Annotated in this window: 23 protein-coding genes and 1 pseudogene; 18 read left to right on the top strand and 6 right to left on the bottom strand. The window is 56.5% G+C overall.

The genetic code is table 11. The annotated features are described in order from the left end of the window. Positions 1 to 97: 97 nt before the first annotated feature. Positions 98 to 1519, bottom strand: a complete 1422-nt coding sequence (gene phrB, locus CSE01S_RS05485) for a deoxyribodipyrimidine photo-lyase (protein WP_042285388.1) — start codon at positions 1517 to 1519, stop codon at positions 98 to 100. 142 nt (positions 1520 to 1661) lie between these two features. After that, complete coding sequence (locus CSE01S_RS05490; RefSeq protein WP_042285391.1) at positions 1662 to 1868, bottom strand: YbfA family protein; 207 nt, start codon at positions 1866 to 1868, stop codon at positions 1662 to 1664. Positions 1869 to 2176: 308 nt separating this feature from the next. On the opposite strand from CSE01S_RS05490, the gene kdpF reads away from it, so the two are divergent. The 9 genes from kdpF to potE all read left to right on the top strand — a co-directional run bounded on the left by kdpF (position 2177) and on the right by potE (position 14101). Then, on the top strand, positions 2177 to 2266 hold the full coding sequence (gene kdpF, locus CSE01S_RS05495) for a K(+)-transporting ATPase subunit F (RefSeq protein ID WP_042285393.1): 90 nt from the start codon (positions 2177 to 2179) through the stop codon (positions 2264 to 2266). After that, positions 2266 to 3945, top strand: coding sequence for a potassium-transporting ATPase subunit KdpA (gene kdpA, locus CSE01S_RS05500; RefSeq protein ID WP_042285396.1), 1680 nt, complete (start codon positions 2266 to 2268; stop codon positions 3943 to 3945). Before kdpF ends, kdpA begins: the two co-directional genes overlap by 1 nt. A gap of 17 nt (positions 3946 to 3962) precedes the next feature. Further along, entirely contained in the window at positions 3963 to 6011 is a 2049-nt protein-coding gene (gene kdpB / locus CSE01S_RS05505; protein ID WP_042285398.1) for a potassium-transporting ATPase subunit KdpB, read from the top strand. Between the two features lie 7 nt (positions 6012 to 6018). Beyond that, entirely contained in the window at positions 6019 to 6585 is a 567-nt protein-coding gene (kdpC, locus tag CSE01S_RS05510) for a potassium-transporting ATPase subunit KdpC (RefSeq protein WP_042285401.1), read from the top strand. Continuing rightward, positions 6585 to 9272 (top strand): two-component system sensor histidine kinase KdpD, encoded by a 2688-nt coding sequence (gene kdpD, locus CSE01S_RS05515; RefSeq protein ID WP_042285403.1) that lies wholly within the window; start codon positions 6585 to 6587, stop codon positions 9270 to 9272. The genes kdpC and kdpD overlap by 1 nt, the downstream gene beginning before the upstream one ends. Beyond that, complete coding sequence (kdpE, locus tag CSE01S_RS05520; RefSeq protein WP_042285405.1) at positions 9269 to 9946, top strand: two-component system response regulator KdpE; 678 nt, start codon at positions 9269 to 9271, stop codon at positions 9944 to 9946. Before kdpD ends, kdpE begins: the two co-directional genes overlap by 4 nt. Before the next feature lie 279 nt (positions 9947 to 10225). Then, positions 10226 to 10330 (top strand): leader peptide SpeFL, encoded by a 105-nt coding sequence (gene speFL / locus CSE01S_RS23040; protein ID WP_106875989.1) that lies wholly within the window; start codon positions 10226 to 10228, stop codon positions 10328 to 10330. A gap of 256 nt (positions 10331 to 10586) precedes the next feature. Beyond that, entirely contained in the window at positions 10587 to 12785 is a 2199-nt protein-coding gene (speF, locus tag CSE01S_RS05525; RefSeq protein WP_042286198.1) for an ornithine decarboxylase SpeF, read from the top strand. Beyond that, positions 12782 to 14101, top strand: a complete 1320-nt coding sequence (gene potE, locus CSE01S_RS05530; protein ID WP_042285407.1) for a putrescine-ornithine antiporter — start codon at positions 12782 to 12784, stop codon at positions 14099 to 14101. Before speF ends, potE begins: the two co-directional genes overlap by 4 nt. A gap of 70 nt (positions 14102 to 14171) precedes the next feature. Here the strand turns inward: potE and pgm are convergent, their stop codons facing one another. Both pgm and seqA read right to left on the bottom strand, forming a co-directional pair. Next, positions 14172 to 15812: a phosphoglucomutase (alpha-D-glucose-1,6-bisphosphate-dependent) gene (gene pgm, locus CSE01S_RS05535; RefSeq protein ID WP_042285409.1), complete on the bottom strand. Its 1641-nt coding sequence runs from the start codon at positions 15810 to 15812 to the stop codon at positions 14172 to 14174. A 23-nt stretch (positions 15813 to 15835) separates the two neighbouring features. Continuing rightward, complete coding sequence (gene seqA, locus CSE01S_RS05540; RefSeq protein ID WP_042285411.1) at positions 15836 to 16381, bottom strand: replication initiation negative regulator SeqA; 546 nt, start codon at positions 16379 to 16381, stop codon at positions 15836 to 15838. A 189-nt stretch (positions 16382 to 16570) separates the two neighbouring features. Here seqA and ybfF point away from each other — a divergent pair, with 189 nt between their 5' ends. From ybfF to tcuC, 9 genes and pseudogenes are all read left to right on the top strand, one after another. Then, entirely contained in the window at positions 16571 to 17344 is a 774-nt protein-coding gene (gene ybfF / locus CSE01S_RS05545) for an esterase (RefSeq protein ID WP_042285413.1), read from the top strand. A gap of 128 nt (positions 17345 to 17472) precedes the next feature. Next, on the top strand, positions 17473 to 17766 hold the full coding sequence (ybfE, locus tag CSE01S_RS05550) for a LexA regulated protein (protein WP_042285416.1): 294 nt from the start codon (positions 17473 to 17475) through the stop codon (positions 17764 to 17766). Positions 17767 to 17916: 150 nt separating this feature from the next. Next, positions 17917 to 18447: a flavodoxin FldA gene (fldA, locus tag CSE01S_RS05555; protein WP_042285419.1), complete on the top strand. Its 531-nt coding sequence runs from the start codon at positions 17917 to 17919 to the stop codon at positions 18445 to 18447. A gap of 203 nt (positions 18448 to 18650) precedes the next feature. Beyond that, positions 18651 to 18736: pseudogene (locus tag CSE01S_RS23595) on the top strand (fur leader peptide). Beyond that, positions 18729 to 19175, top strand: a complete 447-nt coding sequence (gene fur, locus CSE01S_RS05560) for a ferric iron uptake transcriptional regulator (protein WP_042285420.1) — start codon at positions 18729 to 18731, stop codon at positions 19173 to 19175. Before CSE01S_RS23595 ends, fur begins: the two are co-directional and overlap by 8 nt. Positions 19176 to 19305: 130 nt before the next feature. Next, complete coding sequence (gene tcuR, locus CSE01S_RS05565; protein WP_042285423.1) at positions 19306 to 20232, top strand: tricarballylate utilization LysR family transcriptional regulator TcuR; 927 nt, start codon at positions 19306 to 19308, stop codon at positions 20230 to 20232. A gap of 96 nt (positions 20233 to 20328) precedes the next feature. After that, positions 20329 to 21732 carry an FAD-dependent tricarballylate dehydrogenase TcuA gene (gene tcuA / locus CSE01S_RS05570; RefSeq protein WP_042285425.1) on the top strand — a complete coding sequence of 468 codons (1404 nt, stop codon included), beginning with the start codon at positions 20329 to 20331 and terminating at the stop codon, positions 21730 to 21732. Continuing rightward, complete coding sequence (gene tcuB, locus CSE01S_RS05575) at positions 21719 to 22858, top strand: tricarballylate utilization 4Fe-4S protein TcuB (protein WP_042285427.1); 1140 nt, start codon at positions 21719 to 21721, stop codon at positions 22856 to 22858. Before tcuA ends, tcuB begins: the two co-directional genes overlap by 14 nt. Before the next feature lie 54 nt (positions 22859 to 22912). Further along, on the top strand, positions 22913 to 24202 hold the full coding sequence (gene tcuC, locus CSE01S_RS05580; protein ID WP_042285430.1) for a tricarballylate/proton symporter TcuC: 1290 nt from the start codon (positions 22913 to 22915) through the stop codon (positions 24200 to 24202). A gap of 39 nt (positions 24203 to 24241) precedes the next feature. On the opposite strand, the gene CSE01S_RS05585 is transcribed toward tcuC, so the two are convergent. Together CSE01S_RS05585 and chiP are read right to left on the bottom strand one after the other, a co-directional pair. Further along, entirely contained in the window at positions 24242 to 24574 is a 333-nt protein-coding gene (locus tag CSE01S_RS05585; protein WP_042285432.1) for a ChiQ/YbfN family lipoprotein, read from the bottom strand. Positions 24575 to 24624: 50 nt separating this feature from the next. After that, on the bottom strand, positions 24625 to 26031 hold the full coding sequence (gene chiP / locus CSE01S_RS05590) for a chitoporin ChiP (protein WP_042285435.1): 1407 nt from the start codon (positions 26029 to 26031) through the stop codon (positions 24625 to 24627). Positions 26032 to 26127: the final 96 nt, after the last annotated feature.

The following is a 26127-nucleotide window of genomic DNA, read 5'->3' on the forward strand; positions in this document are numbered from 1 at the left end:
CGCCTCCCGCTGACCTTCTTCATTTTCCCTGCTGACGTCCCTGCAATAAACCTTCCTGTAGCCCCTGGCTCCAGGCTACCGGGTGACATAAATGACCTTACGCGCCTTTTCTTGCCGCTTCATAGGCGGCAAGCGTCGCCACGCGGGCCTGTTTATGATCGACGATGGGCTGCGGGTAGTTAAGCGTGACGCCTGCTTTTTTTGCCCATTTCCACGGTTCGTGAATCGCGTTTCCAGGCACGTCGCGCAGTTCCGGGAGCCACTGACGAATAAACTTACCGTCGCGATCGAATTTTTCCCCCTGCGTTGTTGGGTTAAAAATACGAAAATAGGGTGCGGCGTCAGTACCTGTGGAGGCCGCCCACTGCCAGCCGCCGTTATTGGCGGCGAGATCGCCATCAATAAGCTGCGACATGAAATAGCGCTCGCCCTTGCGCCAGTCGATCAGCAGGTCTTTCACCAGGAAACTGGCGGTAATCATTCGCAGACGGTTATGCATCCAGCCGGTAGCATTAAGCTGGCGCATAGCCGCATCAACAATCGGAAAGCCGGTTTGCCCCGCCTGCCAGGCGCTGAAATGCGCCGCGTTATCCTGCCAGGCTACCTTTTCCGTCCAGCCGATAAATGGGCGGTATTTACACAGCGCAGGGTTCCAGGTCATCAGATGCCGATAAAACTCTCGCCAGATAAGCTCGTTCAGCCAGACGCTGCCCGGCCCGCCGTCCAGTGCGTCAGGCTGTTCGGCGAGCAGGCGGTGCAGACACTGGCGCGGCGATAACCCTCCCGTCGCCAGAGCGGCAGATAAACGGCTGGTGCCGTCGATAGCGGGAAAATCCCGCTGCTGTGCGTATTCACCCGCCCCCTGCTGGCAAAACTGGCGCAGTCGGGCTATCACCGTTTTTTCGTCCACCGGGAAAAGCGTGGTGTCTGCCTCCTGCTGCGGATAGGTAAACACGATTTTTTGACGCCGCTGCGCCAGGGGCGAATTTTCTCGCGCGGCTGGCGCCGCCACACATTCAGGCATGGCCTCTTTCAAGCGCTTAAGCCAGGCATTTTTAAACGGGGTAAAAACTTTATACATTTCCTGATTGCCGGTCATCACCGATCCCGGCGGCAGAATCACGCTGTCGTCAAACCCTTCACATACCACCTCAGGCAGCGCTTTTTCTACCGCCGCATCCCGTTCACGTTCGTTGACCTCATACTGATAGTTGTAAAAAAGATGGCTGACATCATGCTGCCTGCAGACCGCTTTTACCGTTTCGACGCTGGCGGTAAAGTCGTCCGCTTCGGCGGTGAGCAGCGGGATGCCCTTCTCCGCGAGGGAGGCCTGCAACCCTTCGAGTTGCGCACGGATCACCCCCGCCTGACGCGGCGACATAGTGTGATCTGCCCATTGGCGGGGCGTGGAGATAAAGAGCGCCAGCACGTGCGCATTACGATGGCGACAGGCGGCGGCAAGCGCGAGATTGTCATGCAGACGGAGATCGCGGCGGAACCAGACCAGATGGGTGGGCATAGAACTCCTGTTAAAATAACGCGGTACGTTTCACGATAATGATTTTTATGTCCTTACAGCCGGGTCCTTCAGGCGCTAAGTGTAGACGCAGACATAAAAAAACCGCCACATGACTGTTGACGGTTTTTTTGTCGGTCAATGATCAGTAAAAATCGCAGGTCGCTTTTTCTGCCTGGTCCATCCACACCGGCTTGTCGCTGGTTTTCGACCAGACGCGGTGCAGGTAGCTGTAAAAACGGGCGCGATCTTTCCAGAACAGCATGACCGGCAGCGCCAGGACTCCCGCCAACACGGCGAAAGTACGGCGTAAGAACACAACATGCGCGGGATAATCTTTATAGAGTCCCATACTTTCTCCCCTTTTATATCTTCGGTGAATTGCACCGTGAAAATGAATTTGGTTATCTGATGAAAATTGTACCGCCTTGCCTGTAATTTTACTACTCATCCGACCACTTATTTTTAGCGGTTTAGGCTTTATTTACCTTCATTACGTAATTAAGTTACATAAAAGTTAAATTAATACTAATCATTAGTTAAATAATGGTCTCTGCCATTTTTATACTTTTTTTACACCTTACCCGCCAATTTTTGCGAAATCTTTGCAGGCAGATATTTACCCTTTGATTATCACCATTATGCCACTGGAGGTGCACTGTGAGTGCAGGCGTGATAATCGGTATCGTACTGATTTTCTTATTATTAGGTTATCTGGTATATGCGTTAATCAACGCGGAGGCATTCTGATGGCTGCGCAGGGATTTCTACTTATTGCCACGTTCTTAGCGATGCTGTTCTTACTTGCCAGACCCCTGGGAGTCGGACTGGCGCGTTTGATTAACGATACGCCGCTTCCGGGCACAGCAGGCATTGAGCGTCTGCTCTGGCGGGCGCTGGGGATTTCCCAACGGGAAATGAACGCCCGGCAGTATGTGCTGGCTATTCTCGCGCTGAATGTGTTGGGGCTGGCGGCGCTGTTCGTCATGCTGATGTGTCAACAGCGCCTGCCGTTAAATCCGCAGCAGTTGCCGGGCCTGTCATGGCATCTGGCGCTCAATACGGCAGTAAGTTTTGTCACCAATACCAACTGGCAGGCTTACGGTGGAGAAACGACCCTTAGCTATTTCAGCCAGATGGTCGGCCTGACAGTGCAAAACTTCTTGTCAGCGGCCACCGGGATTGCCGTCGTGTTCGCGCTGATACGCGGGTTTGTCCGTCAGAGCGCCAGCACCCTGGGTAATGCCTGGGTCGATCTGGTACGTATTACCGTGTGGATCCTGTTCCCCCTCGCGTTACTCATCGCGCTGTTTTTTATTCAGCAAGGGGCGCTGCAAAACCTGCTGCCGTATCAGCCGTTCACCACCCTCGAAGGGGTGCAACAGTCCCTGCCAATGGGACCCGTCGCCTCTCAGGAAGCGATAAAAATGCTGGGTACCAACGGCGGCGGCTTCTTTAACGCTAACTCGGCGCATCCGTTTGAAAACCCGACCGCGCTGACCAATCTGGTGCAGATGCTGGCGATCTTTTTGATTCCTGCGGCCCTGTGCTTTGCGTTTGGCGACGCGGCAGGCGATCGCCGCCAGGGGCGAATGCTGCTGTGGGCAATGTCGCTGATTTTTATCGTCTGCGTGGCGGTAGTGATGTGGGCGGAGGTGCAGGGTAACCCGCATCTGCTGCAATACGGCGCCGACAGCAGCCTGAATATGGAGGGGAAAGAGAGCCGCTTTGGCATTCTGGTCAGCAGTCTGTTTGCCGTGGTCACCACCGCCGCGTCCTGCGGAGCGGTCATTGCCATGCATGACTCCTTTACTGCGCTGGGCGGGATGGTGCCCATGTGGTTGATGCAGATCGGTGAAGTGGTGTTCGGCGGCGTCGGCTCAGGCCTCTACGGTATGCTGCTGTTCGTGATGCTGGCGGTATTCATTGCCGGCCTGATGATTGGCCGCACGCCGGAGTATCTCGGTAAAAAGATCGACGTGCGCGAAATGAAAATGACCGCGCTGGCGATTCTCGTTACCCCCGCGCTGGTCCTGCTCGGCAGCGCGCTGGCGATGATGACCGAGGCGGGACGCAGCGGCATGCTTAACCCCGGCCCTCACGGCTTTAGCGAAGTGTTGTATGCGGTCTCCTCGGCAGCCAATAACAACGGCAGCGCCTTTGCCGGTCTGAGCGCGAACTCACCGTTCTGGAACTGTCTGCTGGCCTTCTGCATGTTTGTCGGTCGCTTCGGGGTGATTATTCCGGTCCTGGCGATTGCCGGTTCGCTGGCGGTGAAACAGCGCCAGCCTGCCAGCCCGGGTACGCTGGCGACCCACGACACGCTGTTTGTCGGGCTGCTGATTGGCACCGTACTGTTAGTCGGCGCGCTGACCTTTATTCCTGCACTGGCGCTTGGCCCAGTGACTGAACACCTTTCCTTACGCTGAGCACGGAGCACATGACTATGAGTCGCAAACAACAGGCGCTTTTCGAACCGTCATTGGTCGCTCAGGCGCTGATGGACGCCGTGAAAAAATTAAGCCCCCATACCCAGTGGCGCAATCCGGTGATGTTTATCGTCTGGATCGGCAGCCTGCTGACTACCCTGATAGCCATCGCGATGGCTGGCGGGCAGATGCCTGGCAGCGCGCGGTTTACCGGCGCGATCGCCCTGTGGTTATGGATCACCGTGCTGTTCGCTAATTTTGCCGAAGCGCTGGCGGAAGGACGCAGTAAAGCCCAAGCCAACAGCCTGAAAGGGGTGAAAAAAACCGCCTTCGCCCGCAAACTGCGCGAGCCGAAATACGGCGCGCAAAGCGATCGTGTGGCGGCGGACCAACTGCGTAAAGGCGATATCGTCCTCGTGGAAGCCGGCGATATCATTCCCTGCGATGGCGAAGTCATTGAAGGCGGCGCGTCGGTGGATGAGAGCGCCATTACCGGCGAGTCTGCGCCGGTGATTCGTGAATCCGGCGGCGACTTCGCCTCGGTCACCGGCGGGACGCGTATCCTCTCCGACTGGCTGGTAATCGAATGCAGCGTCAATCCAGGCGAAACCTTCCTCGACCGGATGATCGCCATGGTCGAAGGCGCGCAGCGTCGTAAGACGCCAAACGAAATCGCCCTGACCATCCTGCTGATTGCCCTTACCCTCGTCTTTTTGCTGGCAACGGCAACGCTGTGGCCGTTTTCCGCCTGGGGCGGCCATCCGGTGAGCGTGACCGTACTGGTGGCGCTGCTGGTGTGCCTGATCCCGACCACCATCGGCGGATTGCTCTCCGCGATCGGCGTGGCCGGCATGAGCCGGATGCTCGGCGCGAACGTTATCGCCACCAGCGGACGTGCAGTGGAAGCAGCGGGCGATGTGGATGTCTTGTTGCTGGATAAAACCGGCACCATCACCCTCGGCAACCGTCAGGCGTCACAGTTTCTGCCAGCCAGCGGCGTGGATGAACGCACGCTGGCGGACGCGGCGCAGCTTTCTTCGTTAGCGGACGAAACGCCGGAAGGCCGCAGTATCGTTATCCTCGCCAAGCAGCGTTTTAATCTGCGCGAGCGCGACGTGCAGTCGCTGCATGCCACTTTCGTCCCGTTCACTGCCCAGAGCAGGATGAGCGGTATTAACATCGATAACCGGATGATCCGTAAAGGATCGGTGGATGCGATTCGCCGCCACGTCGAGGCTAACGGCGGGCAGTTCCCGCCTGATGTCGAGCAAAAAGTGGACAGCGTCGCCCGCCTGGGCGCCACGCCGCTGGTGGTCGTGGAAGGCGCACGCGTACTGGGGGTTATCGCGCTTAAAGATATTGTCAAAGGCGGCATAAAAGAACGTTTCGCCCAACTGCGCAAAATGGGCATTAAAACGGTGATGATCACCGGCGACAACCGTCTGACCGCCGCCGCCATCGCCGCCGAGGCGGGGGTGGATGACTTCCTCGCCGAAGCCACGCCGGAAGCCAAGCTGGCGCTGATTCGCCAGTATCAGGCGGAAGGACGCCTGGTGGCGATGACCGGGGACGGCACCAACGACGCGCCAGCGCTGGCTCAGGCTGACGTCGCGGTGGCGATGAACTCCGGCACCCAGGCGGCGAAAGAAGCGGGTAATATGGTCGATCTCGATTCTAACCCCACCAAGCTGATTGAAGTGGTGCATATCGGCAAACAGATGCTGATGACACGCGGCTCCCTGACAACTTTCAGTATCGCTAACGACGTGGCGAAATACTTCGCGATTATTCCGGCTGCCTTTGCCGCAACGTACCCGCAGCTTAATGCACTGAATATTATGCGTTTGCATTCGCCGGATTCCGCGATTCTCAGCGCGGTCATTTTTAATGCGTTGATCATTGTCTTTTTGATCCCCCTGGCGCTGAGAGGCGTGCGCTACAAACCGCTCTCCGCCTCTGCGATGCTGCGCCGCAACCTGTGGATTTACGGCCTCGGCGGTCTGCTGGTGCCGTTTATCGGAATCAAAATCATTGATGTTCTGCTGACCCTGCTGGGTCTGGTGTGAGGGATATATGAATCAACTACGTCCATTCTTGTCGACACTGATTTTTCTGATGCTGTTGACCGGCGGGGTTTACCCGCTGCTGACCACCACACTGGGACAGTGGTGGTTTGCGCCGCAGGCCAATGGCTCGCTGATTATTGACAATAACATCGTGCGCGGCTCCAGGCTTATCGGGCAAAACTTTACGGCGGAAGGATATTTCCACGGTCGCCCTTCCGCTACCGCCGACATGCCTTATAATCCGATGGCGTCTGGCGGCAGCAACCTTGCCGTCAGCAACCCTGAGCTGGATCAGCAGATCCAGCAACGGATAGCCGCCCTGCGCGCCGCCAACCCGCAGGCCAGCGCTACGGTGCCGGTTGAACTGGTCACGGCGTCCGCCAGCGGTCTGGATAACAACCTGAGTCCGGCCGCCGTCGCCTGGCAGATCCCGCGCGTCGCCAACGCGCGCAATTTACGCGTTGAAACGGTGAGGCAACTGGTCGCAAACTATACCCAAACGCCGCCGATTGGCTACCTCGGCCAGCCAGTGGTCAATCTCGTGGAACTGAATTTAGCGCTGGATAAGCTCTGATGGTTAATGAAGAACCGCTCCGCCCGGATCCCGATCGTCTGCTGGAGCAGACGGCGGCGCCGCACCGGGGAAAACTGAAAATTTTCTTCGGCGCCTGCGCGGGCGTCGGGAAAACCTGGGCAATGCTGGCCGAAGCGCAACGTTTGCGCGCCCAGGGGCTGGATGTTCTGATTGGGGTGGTGGAAACCCACGGACGCAAAGAGACCGCCGCCCTGCTGGAGGGGCTGGCGATTCTACCGCTGAAACGCCAGGCGCATCGCGGGCGTCACATCAGCGAGTTCGATCTCGACGCCGCCCTCGCCCGCCGTCCGGCGCTAATACTGATGGACGAACTGGCGCACAGCAACGCGCCTGGCTCACGTCATCCGCGACGCTGGCAGGACATTGAAGAACTGCTTGAAGCCGGTATCGATGTGTTCACCACCGTGAATGTCCAGCACCTGGAAAGTCTCAATGATGTCGTCAGCGGCGTCACCGGTATCCAGGTGCGCGAAACCGTTCCGGATCCTTTCTTTGACGCCGCCGACGAAGTGGTGCTGGTCGACCTGCCACCTGACGATCTTCGCCAGCGCCTGAAGGAAGGCAAAGTGTATATCGCCGGTCAGGCCGAACGCGCCATTGAACATTTCTTTCGCAAAGGCAATCTCATCGCCCTGCGCGAACTGGCCCTGCGGCGCACCGCCGACCGGGTGGACGATCAAATGCGCGCCTGGCGGGGACGCCCCGGCGAGGAAAAAGTCTGGCACACACGCGACGCCATTCTGCTGTGCATTGGACACAATACCGGCAGCGAAAAGCTGGTGCGCACCGCCGCGCGTCTGGCGTCCCGGCTGGGCAGCGTCTGGCATGCGGTGTACGTCGAGACGCCCGCCCTGCACCGTTTACCGGAAAAGCAGCGGCGGGACATTCTCAGCGCCCTGAGGCTGGCGCAGGAGTTGGGGGCGGAAACGGCCACCCTTTCCGATCCCCGTGAAGAGAAAGCGGTGGTTCGCTATGCCCGCGAGCATAACCTGGGCAAAATCGTGCTGGGACGCCCCCCGGGACGGCGCTGGTGGCACAAAGCGTCTTTCGCGGACCGGCTGGCGAAACGCGCGCCGGAACTGGACGTTATGATTGTCGCGCTGGACGAGTCGCCGCTACGCCCACTCTCCGCCCTGCCGGATACCCGCAGTTTTAAGGACAAATGGCGGGTGCAAATTCAGGGCTGTCTGGTCGCCGTCGCCCTTTGCGCGCTGACGACATTCATTGCCAGCCAGTGGCTGGCGGCCTTCGACGCCGCCAACCTGGTGATGCTGTATCTGCTGGGCGTGGTGGTGATCTCTCTTTTTTATGGCCGCTGGCCGTCGGTATTTTCTACCGTGATCAGCGTGGTCAGCTTTGACCTGTTCTTTATTGCCCCGCGCGGCACGCTCGCGGTATCCGACGTTCAGTATCTGTTGACCTTCGGGGTGATGCTCACGGTGGGTCTGGTGGTGGGGAATCTCACCGCTGGGGTGCGCTACCAGGCGCGCGTGGCGCGTTATCGGGAACAACGCACCCGTCATCTGTATGAAATGTCGAAAGCGCTGGCGATGGATCGCAGCGAGAAAGATATTGCCGTCACCAGCGAGCAATTTATCGCTTCCACGTTTCACGCCCGCAGCCAGATTCTGTTACCGGATGCGCAAGGCAGTCTGACGCCGCTGACCCACGCCAGGGGCATGACGCCCTGGGACGATGCGATCGCCCGCTGGAGCTTTGACAAGGGCCAACCGGCTGGCGCGGGCACCGATACCCTTCCCGGCGTGCCGTACCAGATCCTGCCATTGCGCAGCGCGGACAAAACGTACGGGCTGGCGATCGTCGAGCCGGGAAACCTGCGACAACTGATGATCCCTGAACAACAGCGCCTGCTGGAAACCTTTACGCTACTGGTGGCGAACGCCCTCGAGCGCCTGACGCTCACTGCCAGTGAAGAACAGGCGCGTCTGGCCAGCGAGCGGGAAAGCCTGCGTAACGCCCTGCTCGCTGCGCTCTCTCACGATCTGCGCACTCCGCTGACGGTGCTGTTTGGCCAGGCGGAAATTCTCACCCTCGATCTGGCCAGCGAAGGCTCCGCGCACGCGAAGCAGGCCAGTGAAATTCGCCAGCATGTGCTGAATACTACCCGGTTGGTGAATAATCTGCTGGATATGGCGCGCATTCAGTCAGGCGGCTTTAACCTGAAAAAAGAGTGGCTGACGCTGGAAGAAGTGGTGGGCAGCGCGCTGAAAATGCTGGAGCCGGGGTTACTTCACCCGATCAATCTCTCCCTGCCAGCCCCGCTGACGTTGATCCATGTTGATGGCCCGCTGTTTGAACGGGTCCTGATCAATCTGCTGGAAAACGCCATTAAGTATGCCGGGCCGCAAGCGGAGATCGGCATTGACGCCCATGTCGAAGGCGACCAACTGCTGCTTGATGTGTGGGACAACGGACCGGGGATCCCCGAGGAACAGCAGCAGCCGATCTTCGACAAATTCGCCAGAGGTAATAAAGAGACCGCGGTACCCGGCGTCGGGCTGGGACTGGCGATCTGTCGGGCGATTGTTGAAGTGCACGGCGGCGCCATTGCCGTCTATAATCGCCCCCAGGGCGGCGCCTGTTTTCGTGTTACACTGAAGCAAGAAGCGCCACCAGAACTTGATGATTTTCATGAGGATATGTGACAAACGTTCTGATTGTAGAAGATGAACAGGCCATCCGCCGTTTTCTGCGCAGCGCGCTGGAAGGCGACGGACTGCGTGTATTCGAAGCGGAAACCCTGCAGCGTGGACTGCTGGAGGCAGCCACGCGGAAACCGGATCTTATTATTCTCGATCTTGGCCTGCCGGATGGCGACGGCATCGATTTCATCCGCGATTTGCGGCAGTGGAGCGCCGTCCCGGTGATCGTGCTTTCTGCCCGCAGCGAAGAGAACGATAAAATTGCCGCCCTTGACGCGGGCGCGGATGACTATCTGAGTAAACCTTTTGGTATTGGCGAACTGCAGGCGCGTCTGCGCGTGGCCCTGCGCCGTCATGCCGCAACCCCTTCCCCTGATCCGGTTGTCCGCTTTTCCGACATCGTGGTGGATCTCGCCGCGCATCTGATTCATCGCGGCGAAAGTGAAATTCACCTTACGCCGATTGAGTTCCGCCTGCTGGCCGTCATGCTCAACAATCCGGGAAAAGTGTTAACGCAACGGCAGCTGTTGAATCAGGTTTGGGGGCCGAACGCGGTCGAACATAGCCACTATCTGCGTATTTATATGGGTCACCTGCGGCAAAAGCTGGAGCAGGATCCGGCCCGTCCCCGGCATTTCATCACCGAAACCGGCATTGGCTATCGTTTTATGCCATGAATGGTTATTCATTATTTTTAAATAATTCTAAAAATTAATTTTTAATATACCGCACTGCCATAATAATAATTATGGCGGCATAAGTTTATTCTCACAAAAAATAACAAAATACAAACCTATAACATATAAAACACATTTTGATATCTTATCTGCCATCATGCATAAAAAACGACTAAATATTTTGCGAATGATCGTTTTTTGTTGATCTCCTTCACGGATCGGACTGTTTTCCTGGATAAAATACCCTCACCTTCTACTGATAAAGGAAAGGTAACCAAAATGGAAAACAATAACCGCTTAATGCCCCATATCAGGCGAACAACACATATTATGATGTTTGCCCACCGTAATAGTTTTGACTTTCATTTCTTTAACGCCCGTTAGTCGTTCGACTATGGGCACGTCAGCATACAGGTCTTCCTGACTCGCTGTATCACAGGCCTGCGCCTGTATCTCCAAGTGCTCACACTGCGTAAACCTGAATTTACCTGTAACCGGACAGGTAAGGTTTTTTGCATCCTAAAAAAAGCAATTCACTGATTTTATTTATCAGGGGATGGACTTTGCTTTTATTCCGGCGCTATCAGTTTCTCATTTGAGAAATTGAGGACCTGCTATTACCTGAAATAAAGAGATGAACATGTCTGAATTAAAAATTGCCGTAAGCCGTTCCTGCCCCGACTGCTTCTCAACGCAGCGTAATATTGTAAATGTGGATGAAACCCATTTTATTGACGTGGCGGCGGTCGTGTTATCGGTCAATGATATTGAACGAGGTAAACTCGAAGAAATTGACGCCACCGGCTACGGTATCCCGGTGTTTGTCGCGACCGAAAATGAAGAGCGCGTCCCGGCGGAATTCCTGCCGCGTATCTCGGGTGTTTTCGAGTGCCATGAAGCCCGTAGCGCCTATTATGGTCGGCAACTGGAAACCGCGGCGAGCCACTATGAAACGCAGTTACGTCCGCCGTTCTTCCGTGCGCTGGTCGATTACGTTAACCAGGGTAACAGCGCCTTTGACTGCCCCGGACACCAGGGCGGCGAGTTTTTCCGTCGCCATCCTGCTGGCAACCAGTTCGTTGAGTATTTTGGCGAAACGCTTTTCCGCGCCGATCTGTGCAACGCTGACGTGGCGATGGGCGACCTGCTGATCCACGAAGGCGCGCCGTGCGTCGCCCAGCAGCACGCGGCAAAAGTGTTTAACGCCGATAAAACTTATTTTGTGCTGAATGGAACGTCATCATCGAACAAAGTGGTGCTCAACGCGCTGCTGACGCCGGGTGACCTGGTGCTGTTCGATCGTAACAACCACAAGTCAAACCATCACGGCGCATTATTGCAGGCGGGCGCCACCCCGGTATATCTGGAGACCGCGCGTAACCCGTATGGTTTTATCGGTGGGATCGACGCCCACTGCTTTGAAGAGCGTTATCTGCGGGAACTGATCGGCGAAGTCGCGCCTCAGCGCGCCCGCGATGCGCGTCCGTTCCGCCTGGCGGTGATTCAGTTGGGTACCTACGACGGCACCATTTATAACGCACGTCAGGTGGTGGATAAGATTGGTCATCTGTGCGACTACATTCTGTTTGACTCCGCGTGGGTCGGCTATGAACAGTTTATTCCGATGATGGCGGACTGCTCACCGCTGCTGCTGGAACTGAACGAAAACGATCCGGGCATTCTGGTGACCCAGTCGGTGCATAAACAACAGGCTGGCTTCTCCCAGACCTCGCAGATCCATAAAAAAGACAGTCATATCAAGGGGCAGTCACGTTACGTGCCGCATAAGCGCATGAATAACGCCTTTATGATGCATGCCTCCACCAGCCCGTTTTATCCGCTGTTCGCAGCGCTGGATATCAACGCCAAAATGCACGAGGGCGCCAGCGGCCGCAATATGTGGATGGACTGCGTGGCGAACGGCATCGACGCCCGCAAGCTGATCCTTGAGAACTGTCAGTATATCCGTCCGTTTGTCCCGGAAACGGTGGATGGGAAACCGTGGCATGTCTGGCCAACGGCGACTGTCGCCAGCGATCTGCGTTTCTTCCACTTTGTACCCGGCGAAAGCTGGCACGCGTTCGAAGGCTACGCAGAGCATCAGTATTTTGTCGACCCCTGCAAGCTGCTGTTAACCACCCCGGGCATTAATGCGCGGACCGGCGAATATGACGCCTTTGGCGTTCCGGCCACCATTCTCGCCAACTTCCTGCGCGAAAACGGCGTCGTACCGGAAAAATGCGATCTCAACTCGATCCTGTTTCTGCTGACCCCGGCAGAAGACATGGCGAAATTGCAGCAGCTTGTCGCACTGCTGGTGCGTTTCGAAAAACTGCTGGCGTCCGACGCGCCGCTGGCCGACGTGCTGCCCTCCATCTACAAGCAGCATGAAGCACGCTACGCCGGATACAGCCTGCGCCTGCTGTGTCAGGAGATGCACGACCTGTACGCGCGCCATAACGTTAAGCAGTTGCAAAAAGAGATGTTCCGTAAAGCGCATTTCCCACGCGTCAGCATGAATCCGCAGGAGGCAAATTACGCCTATCTGCGCGGCGAGGTGGAACTGGTGCCGCTGCCGGAAGCCGAAGGCCGTATTGCCGCGGAAGGCGCGTTGCCTTATCCGCCGGGGGTGCTGTGCGTCGTGCCCGGCGAAGTCTGGGGCGGCGCGGTGCTGCGCTATTTCAGCGCGCTGGAAGAAGGGATCAACCTGCTGCCGGGCTTTGCGCCGGAGCTGCAGGGGGTCTACATCGAAGAATGTGATGGTCGTAAGCAGGTGTGGTGCTACGTGATCAAAGCGAGACAAGAGCATGACGGTCTGCTGAAAGGAGAAACATTATGAGTAAAGCCAAAGCCAACAAAATGGGCGTGATGCAGCTTACCATTCTGACGATGGTCAACATGATGGGCTCCGGGATCATCATGCTGCCGACCAAGCTGGCGGAGGTCGGCACCATCTCGATTATCTCCTGGCTGGTCACCGCTGTCGGATCCATGGCGCTGGCCTGGGCGTTCGCCAAGTGCGGGATGTTCAGCCGCAAATCTGGCGGCATGGGCGGCTACGCGGAGTATGCATTTGGCAAGTCCGGTAACTTTATGGCCAACTATACCTATGGGGTGTCGCTGTTAATCGCCAACGTGGCGATTGCCATTTCCGCGGTGGGCTACGGGACCGAGCTGTTCGGCGCGACGCTCACGCCGGTGCAGATTGGCCTCGCCACCATCGGCGTTCTGTGGATCTGTACGGTTGCCAACTTCGGCGGCGCGCGGATTACCGGGCAGATCAGCAGTATTACCGTCTGGGGGGTGATCATTCCGGTGGTTGGCCTGTGCATCATCGGCTGGTTCTGGTTCAGTCCGACGCTGTACGCGAACTCATGGAACCCGCATCACGTGCCGTTCTTTACCGCCGTCGGGTCGTCTATCGCCATGACGCTGTGGGCTTTCCTCGGCCTGGAGTCCGCCTGTGCTAACGCGGAAGTGGTGGATAACCCTGAACGCAACGTGCCGATAGCGGTTCTTGGCGGTACGCTTGGCGCAGCGGTGATTTACATCGTCTCCACCAACGTGATTGCCGGGATTGTGCCGAACATGGACCTGGCCAACTCCACGGCCCCGTTTGGTCTGGCGTTTGCCCAGATGTTCACGCCGGAAGTGGGGAAAGTGATCATGGCGCTGATGATCATGTCCTGCTGCGGTTCCCTGTTGGGCTGGCAGTTCACCATCGCTCAGGTGTTTAAATCCTCTGCCGATGAAGGCTATTTCCCGAAAATTTTCTCGCGGGTGACTAAGGTCGATGCGCCGGTACAAGGGATGCTGACTATCGTGATTATTCAGAGCGGACTCTCGCTGATGACCATTAGCCCGTCGCTGAACAGCCAGTTTAATGTGCTGGTCAACCTGGCGGTGGTCACCAATATTATTCCGTATATCCTGTCGATGGCCGCGCTGGTGATTATTCAGCGGGTGGCGAACGTCCCGCCAGCGAAAGCGAAAATGGCAAACTTCGTGGCGTTTGTTGGCGCGATGTACAGCTTCTACGCGCTCTACTCGTCGGGGGAAGAAGCGATGCTGTATGGCTCGATTGTCACCTTCCTCGGCTGGACGCTATACGGACTGGTATCGCCGCGCTTTGAGCTGAAGAATAAGCACGGGTAAGTTAGCCCCCATCCTGAAACAAAAAAGGCGCCTTACGGCGCCTTTTCATTTGTCGGTAACGCCAGACGCATCAGGCGTTTTTCAGCACTTCGCTGACGATTTCAACCGCTTCTTTTTCGATCTGCTTGCGATGTTCTTCGCCGAGGAAACTTTCGCAATAGATTTTATAGGCGTCTTCCGTACCGGATGGACGCGCGGCAAACCAGCCGTTTTCCGTCATCACTTTCAAACCGCCGATCGCCGCGCCGTTGCCCGGCGCCGCGGTCAGGCGCGCGGTGATCGGATCACCAGCCAGCGTGCTGGCGCTGACCATTTCCGGCGACAGCTTCGACAACGCAGCTTTTTGCGCAGAGGTTGCGCCCGCCTGCAGGCGGTTATAGCTTGGCGCGCCGAAACGCGCCGCCAGTTCGTTGTAGTGTTCCTGCGGGTTTTTACCGGTGACAGCGGTAATTTCCGCCGCCAGCAGGCACATGATGATCCCGTCTTTATCGGTGGACCACGGCGTACCGTCGAAACGCAGGAACGATGCGCCCGCGCTTTCTTCACCGCCAAAGCCAAAGCTACCGTCAAACAGGCCGTCAACAAACCATTTGAAGCCCACCGGCACTTCGACCAGTTTGCGGCCCAGATCGTTGACCACGCGGTCAATCATTGCCGAGGAAACCAGGGTTTTACCCACCGCCACCTCTTTGCCCCACTGCGGACGGTGCTGGAACAGATAATTGATAGCGACCGCCAGATAGTGGTTCGGGTTCATCAGCCCCGCCGGCGTGACGATACCGTGACGGTCATAGTCCGGGTCGTTGGCAAACGCCAGATCAAACTTATCACGTAGCGCCAGCAGGCCAGCCATCGCGCACTCTGAGGAACAGTCCATGCGGATCGCGCCGTCTTTGTCCAGGTGCATAAAGCGGAAGGTCTGATCCACCTGATCGTTCACGAGGGTCAGGTTGAGCTTGTAATGCTCCGCAATACGCTTCCAGTATTCAATACCGGAACCGCCCAGCGGATCGACGCCCAGCGTCAGGCCCGCTTTCTGAATGGCGGCCATATCAACAATTTCCGCCAGCCCTTCCACAAACGGCTGCACCAGATCCTGCTCTTTGACGTGACCAGATGCCATCGCCGCATCGAGAGAAATGCGCTTCACGCCCTTCAGACCGTCGCCCAGCAGCGCATTTGCGCGGTCTTCCACCACTTTCGTGACGTTGGTATCTGCCGGACCGCCGTTCGGCGGGTTGTATTTGATGCCGCCGTCTTCCGGCGGGTTGTGAGACGGCGTGATGACAATACCGTCCGCCAGCGCCCCCCCTTTTTTATTGTGAACCAGGATAGCGTTCGACACCGCAGGCGTCGGGGTAAAACCGTTGTTCTCCTGAACAATCACGTCGACACCGTTGGCCGCCAGCACTTCCAGCACCGAGATAAACGCCGGTTCGGACAGCGCGTGGGTATCTTTCCCCACATAGCAAGGGCCGGTGATACCGTTTTTCGCACGTTCTTCGGCGATAGCCTGGGCAATCGCCAGAATGTGCGGCTCGTTGAAGCTATGGCGACCTGCACTGCCGCGGTGTCCGGAGGTACCGAACTTCACCGCGTGCTCGGCATTCCCTGCCTCGGGTTTCAGTACATAATATTGCGCCGTCAGTTGGGCGACGTTAATCAAATCACTTTGTTGCGCAGGTTGACCTGCACGGTTGTGGATTGCCATTGCCTGGTCCTTTTATGCAAGCATTAAATTGTTCCGCAAACCTTCTCAATCAATTCCGCCGGGAATTGCATTGACTGCATGATGTGTTCGACCATGCTGCATTTACGGCCGGTGTTGGTGTTCGTGATCACCCAGTACGGCGTGCCAGGCACATGTTTCGGCTTGGTCTGATTGCCGTTTTTCAGCAGCGTCTGTTCATCCGCCGCGAAATAGACGCGAGTGCGACCATGCAGCGAGTCGGTGGCATCGGCAAACGCCTGGTGATCCAGTGAGTAAAGTGTAGACAGCACCAGCATAAAGCGATTCACCGCTTTTTTCTGTTCGGCATATTCATCGGACAGCAGCAGCTCGCGCATAGCGCGCACTTTGTCTTTGACGGGATTGACGGGTTTCACTTCTGCGCTCACAGGCTGCGCGGCGCGTGCCTCTTTTGTCGCCGACGCGACGGGCTGCGATGCGGCGGAAAACTTCAACATACGCCGTAAAATGTCGGACGCGCTCTCGCCGATATGCTTGGTGTGGCTGGCAATATAGCTGTAGAGTTCATCATCAACTTCAATCGTTTTCATCTTAATCCAGTGCGGTGTCATAACTGATCTGAATACAAATCGTTGGAATTATAGGAGCAAATCCCAACAGCGGATAGCGTCAAACCTGGCTGAACAAAAAACTCGGAGTAAACCGTATCAGTTGCAGCCCAGTGGCAGAATGGTCAACATAATACCCTAACCCGACAGAGCGAAAAAAAGAACTTTGCCATGAAATTGAATATCCGAGCGCAAACTGCACAAAACCTGCACAATAATTCTCCCATCGTCCTCGTTCACGGTCTGTTTGGCAGCCTGGACAATCTCGGCGTGCTGGCCCGCGAGCTGGTCAGCGATCACGATATCCTCCAGGTCGATATGCGTAACCACGGCCTCTCGCCCCGCGATCCGCTGATGACATATCCGGCGATGGCGCAGGATCTGCTCGACACTCTGGATGCGCAGCAGATCGATAAAGCCACGTTTATTGGCCACTCGATGGGCGGCAAGGCGGTGATGGCCCTGACCGCGCTGGCTCCGGAACGCATCGATCGTCTGGTGGCGATCGACATCGCCCCGGTAGATTATAAGGTACGACGCCACGATGAGATTTTCGCGGCGATCAACGCCGTGACGGCGTCTCAGGCCACGACGCGCAAGGAGGCGGCTGCCGTCATGCGCGACCATCTCAGAGAAGAGGGCGTGATTCAGTTTCTGCTGAAGTCGTACGTTGACGGCGAATGGCGCTTTAACGTGCCGGCGCTGTGGGATCAGTATCCGCATATTGTCGGCTGGGAGCCGATTCCAGCCTGGGATCGCCCGGCGTTGTTTATCCCTGGCGGCAACTCCCCTTACGTCACCGAGGCGTATCGCGACGACCTGCTCGCGCAATTCCCACAGGCGCGCGCGCATGTCATCGCGGGCGCAGGCCACTGGGTTCATGCCGAAAAACCTGACGCAGTGCTGCGCGCCATTCGTCGTTATCTGAACGACAGCGCAAACTGATTAAAAACTCAGCGTCCGCGCGCGATTGCGCGCGCGAACGTTGGCGTGCCCCATCCGCTGATGTATGATGGCGCGCTATCCATCCGGGCAGAGGCCTGGCTGATTGTTTCCCCGAAGTCACCAAAATCATGGCCAAAGAACAAACGGACCGTACGACATTAGATCTGTTCGCGCACGAGCGTCGCCCGGGACGACCTAAAACCAATCCGCTTTCACGCGATGAACAGCTGCGCATTAACAAGCGCAACCAGCTTAAACGCGACAAAGTTCGTGGCCTGAAACGTGTTGAACTTAAGCTCAACGCGGAAGCCGTCGACGCCCTGAATGAACTGGCGGAATCGCGCGACATCAGCCGCAGCGAGCTGATCGAAGAAATCCTGATGAGCCAACTGGCGACGTTGCGACGCCAGGGTTCAGTCTGAAACCCGCACATTTTATCACTTTCATGTAGCAGGGAGTGCACTCGCGTGCGTTTGCTATTTCCGCATACCTGACTGTTCTGCTATGATTGCCCTTATCTGTGGGCAATTTGCCCCCACCATTTCAATAAGTTTCAAGAGGTTACTTTACTCATGGCAATCACTGGCATTTTTTTCGGCAGCGACACCGGGAACACCGAAAATATCGCAAAAATGATTCAAAAACAGCTTGGTAAAGATGTTGCCGACGTGCATGACATTGCAAAAAGCAGCAAAGAAGATCTTGAAGGCTATGACATCCTGCTGCTTGGTATCCCGACCTGGTACTATGGCGAAGCGCAGTGTGACTGGGACGACTTCTTCCCGACTCTGGAAGAGATTGATTTCAACGGCAAGCTGGTGGCGCTGTTCGGCTGCGGCGACCAGGAAGATTACGCGGAATATTTCTGCGACGCGTTAGGCACTATCCGCGACATCATTGAGCCGCGCGGCGCGACCATCGTCGGTCACTGGCCGACCGCGGGTTATCATTTTGAAGCGTCGAAAGGCCTGGCCGATGACGATCACTTTGTCGGTCTGGCCATTGACGAAGATCGCCAGCCAGAACTGACCGCCGAGCGCGTTGAGAAATGGGTTAAGCAGATTTCTGAAGAACTGCACCTGGATGAAATCATCAACGCCTGATGACCGTGCGGCGCAAAGACCATTTGCGCCGCATCAATAGACAAAACCAATCAAAATAATTGCTACAAATTTGTAACTTTCTTGCCCATCCCTGTACAATGTGCGGGAGTTATTAGGTGGCGCTCTCATTTCCAGGCAATACCACGTTTTTATTAACATTTGCCCGAGGCTTGCAGTTTTCATTTAAGGATGGCAGTCCTATAATGAGAGGCATTATCTCGAATGCAATTTCTGTCACTTCTCGTATGAAGTGAATCGTTTAGCAACAGGACAGATTCCGCATGACTGACAACAATACCGCATTAAAGAAGGCTGGCCTGAAAGTAACGCTTCCACGTTTAAAGATTCTGGAAGTGCTTCAGGAACCGGATAACCATCACGTCAGTGCGGAAGATTTATACAAACGACTGATCGACATGGGTGAAGAAATTGGTCTGGCGACCGTCTATCGCGTGCTGAACCAGTTTGATGACGCCGGTATCGTAACCCGCCACAATTTTGAAGGCGGCAAATCCGTTTTTGAGCTGACCCAGCAGCATCATCACGATCACCTTATTTGCCTCGATTGTGGCAAAGTGATTGAATTTAGTGATGATTCGATTGAAGCCCGTCAGCGTGAGATTGCGGCGAAGCACGGTATTCGTTTAACGAACCACAGCCTCTATCTCTATGGCCATTGCGCCGAAGGCGACTGCCGCGAAGACGAACACGCGCACGACGGCAAATAATTTTACGCTTGATGAAAGCCAGCCTGCGGGCTGGCTTTTTTGTGGGCGCGATCCCGCCGTTTTCCTTCCCTCCCCGCCCGTGTTGCTTTAATGTAAAAATTCCCTTCCCTGACCTGTCCGGAGAATCGAAATGGAACTTCGCCAGTTACGTTATTTTGTTCGTATTGTTGAAACCGGCAGCATGGGTAGCGCCGCGCTGGATCTCGACATTGGCGTCTCGGCGCTGAGCCAACAAATGACACGTCTGGAAAGTGAACTCGCCATCCGCCTGCTGCAACGAACGTCGCGCGGCGTCACGCCCACTAACGCGGGGCTGGCCTTTTATTCTCAGGCGCAACTGGCGCTACGGCATGCCGACGACGCCATTCTTGCTGCGCGTGAGGCGCGGTTATCCGGCCACGTTAGCGTCGGTATGGCGCCCAGTACGGCATCGGTGTTGGGCATTCCGTTTATTAACGCCATGCGGGAAAGCTACGCTGACGTGCGGCTGCACGTCGTGGAGAGTCTCTCCGGCAATCTTGAGCGGATGATTAACACCCGCCAGCTTGATTTAGCGGTCGTCTTTCAGAAAGAGAAGATCCTGCGCTGGAGCGCGAAGCCGGTTCTGGAAGAGCGGCTGTTTCTGATCGGCCCCCATCCCCTGCTGGCTATATTCCCTGAAGACAACATCATGCCTGCTCAACTGGCGAATATTCCCCTCGTGATGCCCAGTCAGGGCCACGGTCTGCGCGGCAGACTGGAGGCTATCGCACAAGAGCACGCGCTGCAGGTTGATATCGTTGCGGAAATTGACGGTCTGACGCTACTGATGCGGGCGGTCCGCGACGGTCTGGGCGCCACCCTACAACCTGGCGCGGCGATTTCCCGACTGGACCAGGACGACCTGCGCGTGATCGGCGTCCATAATCCGGTCCTCAGTCGTCCCAACTTTTTGGTCAGTTTATCGGATGACGAACTGACCCCGGCGGGGCTGGCAGCTCGCGTCGTGCTGGGTAAAGTGATGCGTGAACTGGTTGAGGCTGATCGCTGGCCAGGCGCCACCCTTTACGTTAACTAAAGAGGGTTTTAGCAGTACCTCATAGCGCCCCCACAACCCATGCGTATACATTTTCATTACAAATTTAACATTTGTTAAAGCGTAATGGAGTCTACGATGGTTGATGTTCTGGTGATTGGCGGCGGCAATGCCGCGCTGTGTGCCGCCTTAACCGCCCGGGAGGCCGGTGCGTCGGTGCTGCTGCTGGAAGCGGCGCCGCGCGAATGGCGCGGTGGCAATTCACAGCACACCCGTAATTTGCGCTGTATGCATGATGCGCCGCAGGATGTGCTGGTCGACCGTTATCCCGAAGAGGAGTACTGGCAGGATCTCTGGCGGGTAACGGAAGGCAATACCAACGAAGCGCTGGCACGGCTGGTGATCCGCACCTCTTCGCATTGCCGTGACTGGATGCGCAAACACGGTGTGAATTTTCAGCCACCGTTATCAGGCGCACTGCACGTTGCGCGTACGAACGCCTTTTTCATGGGCGGCGGCAAGGCGCTGGTCAACGCCTATTATCGCAGCGCGGAGGCGCTCGGCGTCACCATCCGCTATAACACGCCGGTACAGGCGCTGGAGTTACATGACGGCGAGTTTGTCGCCGCGCTGGCGGGCGATGAACGCATCGAGGCCAGAACCTGTGTACTCGCCGCTGGCGGTTTCGAGTCCAATCGCGAATGGCTACGTGAAGCCTGGGGACAAAACGCGCGTGGGGAATGGCCCGCCGATAATTTTCTCATCCGCGGCACCCGCTTTAATCAGGGTGTCCTGCTTAAATTTATGATCGATGCCGGCGCCGACATCATTGGCGATCCATCCCAGTCGCACTGCGTGGCGATTGATGCCCGCGCGCCACTGTATGACGGCGGGATCTGCACGCGAGTGGACTGCGTCTCTTTAGGCGTGGTGGTCAACCGCGACGCAGCGCGTTTTTATGACGAAGGCGAAGATTTCTGGCCGAAACGCTATGCCATCTGGGGGCGCCTGGTCGCCCAACAGCCGGGGCAAATTGGTTATTCCATTATCGACAGCAAAGCCATTGGTCACTTTATGCCACCGGTATTCCCCGGCGCGCAGGCCAATACGCTGGAAGAGCTGGCCTGCCAACTGGGGCTGGATGCACAACGTTTTAGCGCTACCGTCAGGCAATACAACCAGGCCTGCCAGCCTGGACACTTTGATCACACCGTCCTGGATAACTGCGCCACCAGCGGGTTAACGCCGCCGAAAACGCACTGGGCACGCCCTCTCGATACGCCGCCTTATTACGGCTACGCCCTGCGGCCAGGGATCACGTTTACCTACCTCGGCCTGAAAGTGAACGAACGCGCGGCGGTGCATTTCGCCGGAAAACCCAGCCGTACCCTGTTTGTCGCCGGAGAAATGATGGCGGGCAATGTGCTGGGCAAAGGCTATACCGCTGGCGTTGGCATGTCGATTGGCACCACGTTTGGCTGCATTGCCGGTAAAGAAGCCGCCCAGGCCGCACGTAAGGAGGCGCACCATGAAGCAGCTTGAGAAATTAATTATTGAGGCACAAATCATTACCGAACCGGAAGCCGAAGTGGAACGGGTGATGCAGGTTTGTAACGCCTGCCGCTACTGCGAAGGCTTTTGCGCCGTCTTTCCGGCGATGACTCAACGTCTTGAGTTTGGCAAAGCGGACATCAACTACCTGGCTAACCTGTGCCATAACTGCGGCGCCTGTCTGCACGCCTGTCAGTACGCGCCCCCTCATGAGTTCGCCATTAACGTACCGAAAGCGATGGCGGAAGTGCGCCTCGAAACCTATCAGCATTATGCCCGGCCCGCCGCGTTTGGCGCGTTGTATCGCCGGGCGGGCATGACCGTCGCGCTAACGCTGGTCTTTGCGCTGATTTTCTTCCTGTTATTGGCGATGAGTCTGAAAGGCTCCTTGCTGCACCCGCCGCTGGCTGGCGACTTCTACCAGATATTCCCGCATAACCTGCTGGCCTGGATGTTTGGTTCCGTCTTTATTCTGGCGATGGGGTTGTTGATGGCTGGCGTGATCCGCTTCTGGCGTGAGATCTCCCCCGGCGCGCCGCAGCCCGTGGAGATTGCCGAAGCGACGCACAATGCCCTGACGCTGAAGTACCTCGACGGCGGACACGGCAAAGGGTGTAACGAAGCCGATGATGCCTTTACATTGCTGCGCCGTCGCTTCCATCACTTTACCTTCTACGGTTTTATGCTCTGCTTCGCCGCCACCATGGTGGCGACCGGCTATCACTATTTTGCCGGGTGGGAAGCCCCTTATCCGTTTTTCAGCGTGCCGGTGCTCCTCGGCACCCTCGGGGGGGTAGGTCTGATTATCGGTCCTGCGGGTTTGCTGTGGCTGAACGTAAAGCGCTCGCCGCTGCACGGTGACGCGCGACAAAAACCGATGGATCGCGGTTTTATTTTGCTGTTGCTGTTGACCAGCCTGACAGGGCTGGGACTGCTGGCAGGGAGGGATTCCACGTGGATGGGCGTTCTGCTTGCTGTGCATCTTGGCGTGGTGATGGCGCTCTTTTTAACCCTCCCGTACGGAAAATTTGCCCACGGATTTTACCGCTGCGCTTCGTTACTCAAATGGGCTATCGAGAAGCGGCGCGGAAAACAGGCGGGGGTCGCAGGCGACTGACCCGCAACATCTTACCTCAATAACTATTACGATAAGACAGTGGAGAGCAATCCCATGAGCCAACAACCATCGCGCGCCGGCACGTTCGGCGCAATACTGCGGGTAACCAGCGGTAATTTTCTTGAGCAGTTCGACTTTTTTCTGTTTGGTTTTTACGCCACTTATATTGCGAAAACGTTTTTCCCGGCAGAAAGTGAATTCGCCTCTTTAATGCTCACGTTTGCCGTCTTCGGCTCCGGCTTTTTGATGCGTCCCGTCGGGGCGATTGTGCTGGGTTCGTATATCGACAGAATTGGCCGCCGTAAAGGGTTAATGGTAACGCTGGCGATCATGGGTTGCGGTACGCTGCTGATCGCCCTCGTGCCTGGCTACCAGACCATTGGCGTACTGGCGCCAGTGCTGGTGCTGCTGGGCCGACTGTTGCAGGGATTTTCCGCCGGCGTGGAGCTGGGCGGCGTTTCCGTTTATCTTTCAGAGATCGCCACGCCGGGCAATAAAGGTTTCTATACCAGCTGGCAGTCGGCCAGCCAACAGGTGGCGATTGTGGTGGCTGCGCTGATCGGCTACGGTCTGAACGTCACGCTCGGGCACGATGAAATCTCTGAATGGGGCTGGCGCATTCCGTTCTTTATTGGCTGCATGATCATTCCGCTCATTTTTGTACTGCGCCGTTCGCTACAAGAAACCGAAGCCTTTATCCAGCGTAAGCACCGCCCCGATACCCGGGAAATACTGACCACCATTGCGAAAAACTGGCGCATCGTCACCGCTGGTACGCTGTTGGTGGCAATGACCACCACCACTTTTTATTTTATTACCGTTTATACGCCCACCTACGGCCGTGCCGTTCTGCATCTGAGCGCGCGTGACAGCCTGATAGTCACCATGCTGGTCGGGATTTCTAACTTTATCTGGCTGCCTATTGGCGGCGCGATCTCCGATAAAATCGGCCGTCGTCCGGTGTTGATGGGGATTACTCTGCTTGCGCTCATCACGACCTGGCCGGTGATGCACTGGCTGACCGCCGCGCCGGATTTCACCCGTATGACCCTGGTGCTACTGTGGTTCTCGTTCTTTTTTGGCATGTATAACGGCGCGATGGTCGCCGCGCTGACCGAAGTGATGCCGGTCTACGTACGAACGGTGGGGTTTTCGCTGGCGTTCAGCCTTGCGACGGCCATTTTCGGGGGGCTGACTCCCGCAATTTCTACTGCGTTGGTTGAGATGACCGGTGATAAAAGTTCGCCAGGATGGTGGCTGATGTGCGCAGCGCTATGTGGTTTCGCCGCGACGGCTATGCTGTTTGTTCGCCTGAGCCGCAGTTACCACCCCGTGGAGAATTAAGCCAGAAAACAGGGGCGGAGACCCTCTCCGCCCCCTGGGTTATTTGGCGCTATTGTTGCTGCGGATTTCCTGCCAGATCTTATCACAATCGGCTTTTACCGCCTGATCGTTACCGGTACGCGTCGCCTGTATGCACTGCTGGTAATCCAGTACGCGAACGCTTTCCTGACGGGTAAACTGTTCGTGCTGTTTCTCTTTCTTCAGCACCGCTAAAACGCTCTGGCAGGCTTCGATTTTTTCTGGCGATCCCTGCGCCGTATTGATGCAGGCGCTGTACGCCTCTTTCAGACGGCTGTCTTCTTTTGGCGCCGTCGTCGTTGTGCAGGCCACCAGTCCCGAAGCCATCACGGCGATGAGTATCAGTTTTTTCATAGCACAGTCCTCAACGGTGCGGCAGGCGCATGGCCCGCCGCGTATGGGCATTAGAAGATGGTGAACGGGGCAATGACGATAAATTTCACGTCACGCTCATCCTGGAAGATGTTGCCGTAACCACCGCCCCAGCTTGGGATGTTGGAGTGGTTGTCATACTCAGTGAAGTGCAGTTTAAACATGGTGCCTTTGGCGCGTCCGTCCTGCAGGGTATAGACCGCATCCAGGCTGTAAGATGATTCCTCGATAGTGCGGTTTTTGTCGTAGTACGCATCAGGATTGCTCTGCCAGGTGGACGGCTTCGCATCCCAGGCATATACATAAGACGCCCCCACTGCCCAACCTGGCAGGTTCCAGTTTTTCAGGTCATACATCGCGCCGAAGAAGACCGCTTTTTCGCCGTTGGCGTTGAAGTCAGAACGGTTATCCCACCAGATATCCAGACGACCGTTGGAGGAGGCATAAGTCGGGGTCATACGCTGCAGGAAGTAACCCTGCTGCCCTTCCGCTTTCACCCAGGTGCCTTCCAGACGCAGGTCAACCACTTCCGCGACCTTGTAGCCGAAGGTTAACGCCTGCAGCCAGGCCGTACCGTCGTAAATATCGTTTGTGCTACGGTCATCCACTTTGTCACGCGCACCGTAGAACTGGTAGCTGGTCGTCAGCGGGTTGCCGCCTAAATCAAACTTATAGCTGGCTTTCGCGAAGTACTGATCGACATAGCCTTCAGACTGTCCAAATGCCGCTTCCAGCACCAGGTCGTTTTTGAAATCATATTTCGCGCCGACGGAATGGAGGTAATCGACCTTAGTCTTTTTATCGGCCTGATAGAATTTGTCGACCTCGGTGTGCCACGGCGCTTTGTATTCGTTGGCCCACATATAGGAGAAGCTCAGCGCGCCCGCATCGCCGTAGTCAAAGTTCGCCCCGGCTTCGGCACCCTGATAGGTGCCCGGCATAAAGCTCCAGTGCGGTGCTAACAGCGTTTGTCCGGTTGGCTGAATATACCCCGCGCGCGCCCAGGCGGGGCCATACTTAAATTTCGCCGCCGCTTTATACAGGCTTACTCCGCTTTTATCGCCCGAGTAATCTTCGTCGTAGCCTTTATTCTTTTTCGAGAAGGCAATTTCGTTGGGGTGACCGCTGTCGCCGTTTTCCGCCATTTCGATAGCGGTGAAGGCCGCGATATCGAGGCCAAACATATCAGCCGCGTAGCCGGACTGGAAATCCAGGTTGGCGTTCCAGGTCGCATGAGAAAGGTTCGTTTTATATTTGTCTTCGTCGGTAACGTCTTTACGATCGCGCTCGCGCTGCCAGTAATAGATCCCGCCCGTCAGGGTGGAGTCATCAAAAAAACCTTCGGCATGAGCGTGTGGAACAACAACCAAGCCCGACATTGCTGTGATACCGGCGATAGCCAGCGCCAGCGCACTACGTTTGCCACTGAACGTACGCATGTGTTAATCCTCTTTGACGTTTTAAAGTGCTGTCGCCAACGGCTAACAGCCAAAAAATAAAAGTGAAAAGTAGCATTGAGAAAGACCTCGCTGACT

Origin of the sequence: Citrobacter sedlakii NBRC 105722, assembly GCF_000759835.1 — a bacterium.
GTDB classification, from domain to species: Bacteria; Pseudomonadota; Gammaproteobacteria; order Enterobacterales; family Enterobacteriaceae; genus Citrobacter_A; species Citrobacter_A sedlakii.